General features: G+C 44.1%; 6 protein-coding genes. 5 read left to right on the forward strand and 1 reads right to left on the reverse strand.

Translation table 11 applies throughout. The annotated features are described in order from the left end of the window. From ACWVCM_RS02320 to ACWVCM_RS02330, 3 genes are all read left to right on the forward strand, one after another. Positions 1-272, forward strand: a 272-nt coding sequence (locus tag ACWVCM_RS02320; RefSeq protein ID WP_455200091.1) for a retropepsin-like aspartic protease family protein, incomplete at its 5' end; no start/stop codon positions are given. Between the two features lie 233 nt (positions 273-505). Then, positions 506-952, forward strand: coding sequence for a type IV pilin protein (locus ACWVCM_RS02325; protein WP_455200092.1), 447 nt, complete (start codon positions 506-508; stop codon positions 950-952). A 215-nt stretch (positions 953-1,167) separates the two neighbouring features. Beyond that, entirely contained in the window at positions 1,168-5,319 is a 4,152-nt protein-coding gene (locus ACWVCM_RS02330) for a hypothetical protein (protein ID WP_455200093.1), read from the forward strand. Between the two features lie 37 nt (positions 5,320-5,356). Here the strand turns inward: ACWVCM_RS02330 and ACWVCM_RS02335 are convergent, their stop codons facing one another. Next, the gene (locus ACWVCM_RS02335) at positions 5,357-6,358 is read right to left on the reverse strand and encodes a hypothetical protein (protein ID WP_455200094.1); all 1,002 of its coding nucleotides are present in this window, start codon (positions 6,356-6,358) and stop codon (positions 5,357-5,359) included. A 589-nt stretch (positions 6,359-6,947) separates the two neighbouring features. Between ACWVCM_RS02335 and ACWVCM_RS02340 the strand changes: the two genes are divergently transcribed. Continuing rightward, on the forward strand, positions 6,948-7,313 hold the full coding sequence (locus ACWVCM_RS02340; protein WP_455200095.1) for a hypothetical protein: 366 nt from the start codon (positions 6,948-6,950) through the stop codon (positions 7,311-7,313). A 183-nt stretch (positions 7,314-7,496) separates the two neighbouring features. Further along, entirely contained in the window at positions 7,497-8,345 is an 849-nt protein-coding gene (locus tag ACWVCM_RS02345) for a tetratricopeptide repeat protein (protein WP_455200096.1), read from the forward strand. Positions 8,346-8,663 lie beyond the last annotated feature (318 nt).

Raw genomic sequence — 8,663 nt, forward strand, 5'->3', positions numbered from 1 at the left:
CGATCGCATTAAACAGTAAGCATGCGGAAAGGCTCGGTATCGATTATCGGGCTAACGGTACACCAACGGTGGTGGCAACAGCGTCTGGAAAATCTCCTGCACATATTGTTACTCTGGATACGGTTAGCGTCGGCGAGATTCAGTTATACAATGTTGAGGCTGTGGTAATGCAAGGAGATTTTCCTTCTGAAGCCTTATTAGGCATGACATTTTTAGGAAATTTGGAAATACATAGAGAAGGTCAACTGATGAAAATAAAAAAGAAGTGGTGATACAAAAAGCAATAAACAATTTTAAACATAGCTTGCTCTTTATTTAGCCTGCTGATCTTAGTTGGTTGTTCATATTAAGTCCTGAATTCCGATTCTACGCGGGTGTTTCGATGGTTGTTAAGCAATGATAATTCGCAATTATTTAAGCATTTATGTGGCTGAAAGAGCATTAACACTTAACAGATTTGCTCCGATAAATAGCTATAGGAGTCCACCTCAATAAGAATTAAGCAATGGCAAACAAGTTAATGGACATGAAGACAAGTAATTTCAGCAGCAAATTTGAGACTGGTTTTAGTTTGCTTGAAATAACGATTGTGCTTGTTGTATTAATTCTGTTATCTATGGTGGCTATTCCTGTTTATCATGTCAGTGTATTGAAAGAAAAGCGTTCGGATGGAGTATTGGCCTTAACCAATGCTTCGGCCAGAATGGAACAGCTTTATCTGGATACTAAAAAATATTCAAATAATATTACAGACCTTGGTTATGCCTCCGATCCTGCACTATCTATTGATGGTCACTATGAAATAAGTGTATTGCCAGAGACGATGGATTGCCCCATTGCCACGTGCTATGTATTGAGAGCGAATGCTGTTGATAGTCAAAAGCAAGATAGTGACTGCAATCCAATTACATTAAGTTCCTCAGGTGAAAGAGCGCCATCCAATTGCTGGTAGGTAGTAGCTGTTTTTAAGCAGCTTGCAAATTCTGTGTGAGCCAATGATTCCCTTCAGATGCTATTTCGATATCTATTCAGTCTTTTTGCTCCAGCCCGATCAATAAATAATCAATAATAACTTTTTGATAATATTTGTATATATTGGCTAAAATTAACAAAATTAGCCCATGTGATACGAAACATGAATTTAAATTAATGATCGGACTAGTCGGAATGAGCTACATAAAGCGATTGAACAGTCATCGAATATTTTGGGTAATTCTGTGGTGTGTTATTTTTACTACAGATGCGACAGCAAAACAGGACATTGCGATACCCGAACCTTTAAAAACCTGGCAAGACTGGGTGCTGCATGATGTCAAAGACTATGACTGCCCATTTCTCTATTCCAATGCCCAAAAACGTTTTTGTGTCTGGCCTACGCAGGCTACATTAACGTTGAATCAGTCCGACGGAAAGTTTGAGCAGCATTGGCGAGTCTACAAAAAGAGCAGGGTAAGATTACCGGGTAGTGTTAAATACTGGCCAAAGTCTGTGATGATTGGCAATAAGAAAGCCATCGTTACCCAGGACAAAGGTTTTCCGGTTGTTACGCTGGAGCCAGGTAGTGCAAAAATTACCGGGCGATTTGAATGGGAACAACTTCCGGAATCCCTGTCCATTGATAACCGAACCGGGATTATTAAATTATCAGTGAATGGTAATTCTGTTGCCAATCCTCATATCGACAATGAAGGACGCCTGTGGCTCTCCGGTAGTAAATTTGCATCGTCTGATGCGGTAGAAGAAGATGACGTATTAACGATTAACATTTATCGGCGTCTTATCGATGAAGTGCCGTTTGTCGTTGTAACACGCCTGGATATCAACGTTTCCGGTGATCAGCGCGAATTATTGCTGGAAAAAGTTTTGATAGAAAATACCATACCCACTGATTTACGCAGCCAGTTGCCGGCGCGACTGGAGCCCAATGGTGACTTGCGTATGCAGGTCAGGCCAGGCCGCTGGAGTATTATCATCAAGTCACGGTTCGTAAATGCTGTAAACACACTTAGAATGCCAGCATCATCAGCGCCGCTGCCTGTACAGGAAATCTGGGTGTTCGATGCGCGCAGTCATTTACGCGTAGTGGAAATAGATGGCGTAACGCCAATGGATCCACGACAAACCAATTTACCCAATGAATGGAAGTCATTGCCTGCCTATCTTGTTAAACCGGAAAACCGTTTTGAATTACGTGAAGTACGCCGAGGTAATCCGGAACCTGAACCGAACCAACTGGAATTAAAGCGTACCTTGTGGCTGGATTTTGATGGCAGTGGTTATACCGTTAAAGACAGAATCAGCGGTACCATGCGCCGCGGTTGGCGACTGGATGCCAGCGAAGAACTGGAGCTGGGCCGTGTAACTGTAAATGGCCAACCACAACTTATTACGACGTTGGAGGGATCGAATATTAAAGGCGTGGAAGTCAGGCAGGGTGAACTGCAACTGGAGGCTGATTCACGTTACGAACTATCCCGGCACGATCTTCCAGTAGGCGGATGGCTTGAAGATTTTCAGAAAATAGAAACCGTATTGAACCTGCCACCCGGATGGCGTCTGTTTTCCGCCGATGGCGTTGATAACACGCCCAATACCTGGCTGCAAAGCTGGACCTTGCTGGATTTATTCATGGTGTTGATTTTATCCATGGCGGTATTTCGTTTGTGGAGCTGGTATTGGGGGATTATTGCACTAGTCACGTTTACCATGATATGGCATGAACCCAGTGATGCGCCACGTTATGTCTGGATAAATGTGTTGGTCGCCATAGCCTTGTTGCGCGTGGTTCCGCATACAACACTGCGGAAATTTGTGATGGCTTATCGCAATTTAAGTTTACTGGCATTAATTATCATCACAGTACCATTTATGGTAGATGAAGTACGCAATGGTATATATCCACAATTGGAAAAACCACAACAACGTTTTTTTCGTCAACCTGAGTTGTTGCAACGGCCCACCATGGAAATGCGGGATGAGGCTAAAAAATTATTGGCGCCACCCAGTTCGGCGGTTATGAGCAGGATGGCGAAACCCGCAGAAAAAATAATTCAGCGCGAGAAAGAAGATAAACTGGCAATGCTGGTTGATCCCAATGCGACATTGCAGACTGGACCAGGATTACCTGATTGGAACTGGCGCAAGGTTTACCTGTCGTGGAGCGGCCCCAGTGACCAGCAGCAACGAACACAACTGATACTGGTATCACCAACCACCAATATGGTGTTAAATTTCCTGCGAGTGTGGTTTTTGTTTATTTTGTTGATGCTGGTTTTTGAATTTAGACTTAATAAAACTACCGTGCAGAAAGCCGCCAAAGCCAGCGTGATATTTTCTCTCTTCTTTTCTGCCGCCTTGCTCACGCCGACCGAGGATGCCTACGCGGCATTTCCCGATGACAAACTGCTTAATGAGTTAAAGCAACGTTTAATCAGGGCACCAGATTGTTTACCTGCTTGTGCGGCAGTGGCCAATCTGGATATCAATATAGAAAGTACCCGTTTAAACCTGGTCAGTACTGTTCATGCGCATCAGCCAGTGGCTTTGCCATTACCTGCGCACGCTGATCAGTGGTTACCGGGCAAGATTTTAATGGATGAAAAGGTAGTACGCTCATTGTATCGCAGCAGTGATGGTGTACTGTGGATAGCGGTAGCACCGGGAATTCACACTATTCGATTATCCGGTAATGTGCCCGTCAGGAGTTACTTTCAATTGCCGCTGCAATTAAAACCGCATCATGTAACCGTTAAAACCAAAGGCTGGACGGTGGATGGTGTCAGCGTAAATGGCGTTCCGGACAGTCAGATCCAGTTTTCCCGTATTCAGAAAGCGTTGCAGCACAAAAAATTTACCCAGTTGCAATCCGGCCCATTGCCACCCTTTGTACGCGTAGAGCGAACACTTAAGTTGGGCCTGGAGTGGCAAATTGTTACCTCCGTATATCGCGTCAGTACTTCCAGGGTACCGATCGTATTTGAATTGCCCCTGGTGAGTGGGGAGGCGGTTTTGGATGACAACATAACAGTTAAGGATGGAAAAGCCCTGGTAAGCCTCAGTAGTAAACAAAACCGATTATCCTGGACTTCGCAATTGAGCCAGCAATCCGAGTTACAGCTTAGCGCGGAAAAAACATCCGACTGGATTGAAGTGTGGCGTCTGGATGTTAGTCCGATCTGGCATGTCACGACCGATGGCATTCCCGTCATTCATCACCAGGGAAGTGATAAAAACCTGATGCCGGAATGGCATCCTTATCCTGGCGAACTCATTAATATAACGGTAACAAGACCGCCGGCAGTTACTGGTAAGTCGTTGACCATTGATCGGAGTAACTTGCATATCGTACCCGGGAGCAGGGTGACCGATACTACGCTCACTTTTAGCGTGCGCAGTAGCCAGGGTGCGCAGCATACTCTCATGTTGCCTACTGATGCCACACTGGACGCGGTATATATTGATAATGTAATCCAGCCCATTCGGCAGGAAGGCCGTCGTGTCACACTGCCAATTGATCCCGGAGAGCATCACTTCAAGATTGACTGGAGACTGGCAGCCGGTGTTTCTAATTACTATATCAGCCAGGACGTTGATATCGGCCTGGATAGCGTCAATAACAACATACAGCTCAGGTTGCCGGAGGATCGCTGGGTGTTGCTCACTGCAGGTCCAAGGCTTGGGCCCGCTGTATTGTACTGGGGTGTGGTTATTATTGTACTAATCATATCGGTCATTTTAAGTTTTATTAAGGTCACACCACTACGTGCCTGGCAATGGGCATTATTAGGTATTGGCTTAAGTCAGGTACATATAGCGTTTGCATTGATAGTTGTAGGCTGGTTGCTGGTTTTTGGAGTAAGAAAGAACATTATTAGCCATGCGGGTAATTTTACCTTTAACACGGTGCAGCTTGGTCTGGCGTTGCTAACGATCGTTGCCTTGCTAGTACTTTTTTATGCCGTACAGCAAGGATTGCTTGGCAGGCCGGATATGCAGATCGCAGGCAACGGCTCAACAGCGTATATGCTCAACTGGTACCAGGATCAGGTGCAGGAGACTTTGCCGAATGTTTGGGTGCTGTCAGTACCGATAACCGTTTATCGAGTTTTAATGTTGCTATGGGCACTGTGGTTAGCCTATTCGGTGCTGGGTTGGCTGCGTTGGGCATGGCAGCAGTACTCGGTTGAAGGTTATTGGCGAAAATCGGAGAAAAAGAGCAAATCAGCGAAGGAAAAAGAACCGGTATCAGAAGCCAGGAGCGAAAAAGACACCAGCGCCGAAAAGAAAGCTGAAAAGAAACCTGACCCCTGGGTTGAGTAGGTTTTAAAGGATCTTGTGTCTTAAGAAAGCAGGGCGACTAAGCGGGACGCCTGGTGATGAACTGGAATACCCGGCGTGCCATTAATTTGCTTTGTTTGTCCCGGGTGAAAAAACCATACCACAAAAAAGCCTTGATAACTTCCGAATAGTTGATGTCAGTTTGTCGACCACTAAAAGTAGAATAAGTCTGAATACGACGGGTGTTATTTCGGGAGTTAACCTTACCAGTTGGAAGCACGCGGGTTTTTTCCCAAACTAAGCCCATGGCAATAGCGCGGAGCACTCTGTTGAAATAGCCGCGATTATGAACAAATAGCATGTAGTAGAACATCAGGACAATATTCGATGCCTGATAACCACTGTCATGGCCATCATACTCCAGAAAAGCGCCGTCTTTACGCTGCAGTTCCAGGGCAATTTCAAGAAAGATATGTCCCCTTTTTATCAGGGTGATATTGTTGTAGATCTCTCCAGATACGATATAGGCTAGCGCATCGTTTAACAAATGATATGCAGAGTTTTGATCGTGCAGGAACAGTTTTAAGTCGTTCCTGGATAACCAGTAAACGGTGCGACGAATTCCCAGACGCATTTCCATGAGCTGTTTTAGAAAGCGGCGGCGATAAGGACTATGATGGATCAACTGGTAGCTGATGGCAGCGGAAGTGAGAAATAATGCAGCGGTACTGAGGCGTTTGCCAATGTCCGTTTTACGGCGAGAAAGAAAGCTGACCTCAAAACTGCCATCGATGTCCTGTTTGCTAAATCCGTAACGAATTCCGTTGACGCCCTGTTTGAGGAAATTCATGTCATCGGCCGCGATGCCATAAATGACGTGCTCGAGGGCGTAACGCTGGTAGGCAATGGAAACGAATCCTTGTCGGTTATGCGCTATAGCACCTTCAGAGTTGGGTTTGCCGCGCATGGCATACAATCGTTTTAACGGTGCGTCCAGCACCATCAGGGTACCAATGCGCTCGTCAAATGACTTTAGATCCGCGAAATAGTCTCTGGCTATTGCCAGGCTTCCATGCCCCATAGTCTATGCCCCAGTCCGACGTTATGTCTTTTAATCTTGTTAAACGACACTAACTCAATAAACCCGACTCTCACGAGTACAGAATTACTGTTCCACCCTTTAAGAAATCGTTCTTGCCCCTGCACAGATTGGCAACACAGCTTGTTGTTATTGTGAATGCTGTGTGGCGGTCATTATGTCAAAGAATAGTAAACAGGGTAAGTGGTTATTGGGCTAATTGGTTTTGTCTGGTGCTTTCTCAGGCAGGTAGATAAGGTGCGAGATAGTGTCACGCGATAACCAGAGCAATATCCCGGCGTTGTTTCAGGATGTTGTTTCAGGACGTTATTTCAGGACGTCGTTTCAGGCCAATGATCATAAAAGTTTGTGAAGCTCTTATTTTACTTAATAAACAGATAGTTATCGCTATTTTCTTAAGTGCAATGTAGTTTAAAATAGTTTTTCTAATATGTTGATATATAGAGAAGTTTTGTCAAAACTCTAACTTGTTGTTCCAATAGGGAATTTATAGCTCATTGAAATGGCGGTTTGACCGATTTATAAAATATTGAGGCTACACTATATAGAAATAAAGAACGGAGTGCCTACGATGCAAACCACCATTCAAATCGACGGTAAACCTGTAGAAGTATCCACAACCAGGGAAGCAGACGCCATTCTCAGGAGTCGCGATTTACCGCTCACAGTTGAGATGGAATTATTTTTTAGTAATCTGTTGTGCAAGAAAGTCCGCTTTTTTATAGACGATAAAAAGGATGATGTCGCGGTTCATATCAATAATAAACTGGCTATTCGATTCAGGCCGGTTATGTTTGGCGACTGTTCTGCGGCCAATATTGAAAGTTGTTCGGTGAAGGACTTTCCAATCGTGAAAAAATCGCCCTATATTCCAAAATGGTTGCATATTGATTTTCGTTTTGGACACTGGTTTGGCGAGTTTGGATATACCCGCTAACAATTTGTATTTCTGCAAACCAGATTCACAGAAGTACGGGCTACATTAGGTTAATGTAGCCTTTTTTATTGGCAATTGAACATCAACCACAAGCTATTATAATTCAATGAATTGGCATGAATCTGGAATCTGTTTGTAGATATTTTTAACCTGACGTATAGAAAACAACAATAATCTGTCATTATGAAGCTTAAAGTTCCAAAGACTGCAATTCTACAATTAGTGATTACGATGATTGCCGTGTTAGTTTGTCTTAACAGGGCTTTTGCTGTTGTTCCTCAAAAAATTATCAATGAAGTTTACCCGTTAGATGAAACCATTGCGTCATTTTCCAAGGTTATCAATGCCGGAAGGATACAGGGAACCGCGTTAGCAGAAATTTATCGAGAGCGGGGCATTCATTACGCCGACCTGGGACACTACGATAAGGCAGTTGGTGATTTTAGCAATGCCGTAAAACTCAATCCAGGTTATGTTACTGCCTATATCAATCGTGCTAACGCATATGCAAAACTGGAACAGTACAAGGCTGCATTCCAGGATTTTGCGACCGCGCAAAAACTTAGTCCAAAGAACAAATCTATCTATGCAATTCGTGGCTCGTTAAATTTTCTCATGGGCAGATTCTCTGATGCGGCTGCCGATTATCGCTATTACTTATCACTGAAACCTGACGACATGTATCGCATGCTATGGCTGCATTTAAGTCAGAAGTATCAGAATATCAACAAGCCCAGTGACCTGGCTAAATACTCCCAGCATATGAACCTGGATGTATGGCCTGGTGCCCTGGTCAAGTTGTATCTCGGTCAGGTAGGGCCCGATGATTTTTTGAATGCATTCAAGAAGCAGATGAATAGCATGAGCGCTGAATTTCTCTGTGAGGGATTTTATTACCTGGGACAATATTTTTTGTTGACGGGGAATAAAAAACTGGCGGCAGATTCCTTTAAACAAGCGGTCAACACCAATGCCAGGCAGAATATTGAATATGAATTTGCCCTGGCTTATCTGGCCCGGTTAAGCCAATAAACTTTTAATCAGTAGTTGGCCTGTTGTTATAGTTTCTATCCTTAACGTTGTTTCACTTTTCGTAGAAATTCTTTTCGCCTTAAAATGAAAACGGGGTGCTGAATGTAATGTTCAGCACCCCGGTAACCTTTGCATGCAATGCGATATTAGAATACGGAGTTAGGATCCAGATAGTTGTTTGGCAAGCTCGGCTTGCTAGTACCAGCTTTTGCGCTTTTGTTGTTTACTTGCGCCTGGTTGCTGCCATTGGCGGGATTTGCAGACTTGGGTTGTGTTTTTGCTGGTACGGACTTACGAAAAGGATTTTTTATAAATGAC

This window comes from Kaarinaea lacus, from assembly GCF_975902315.1.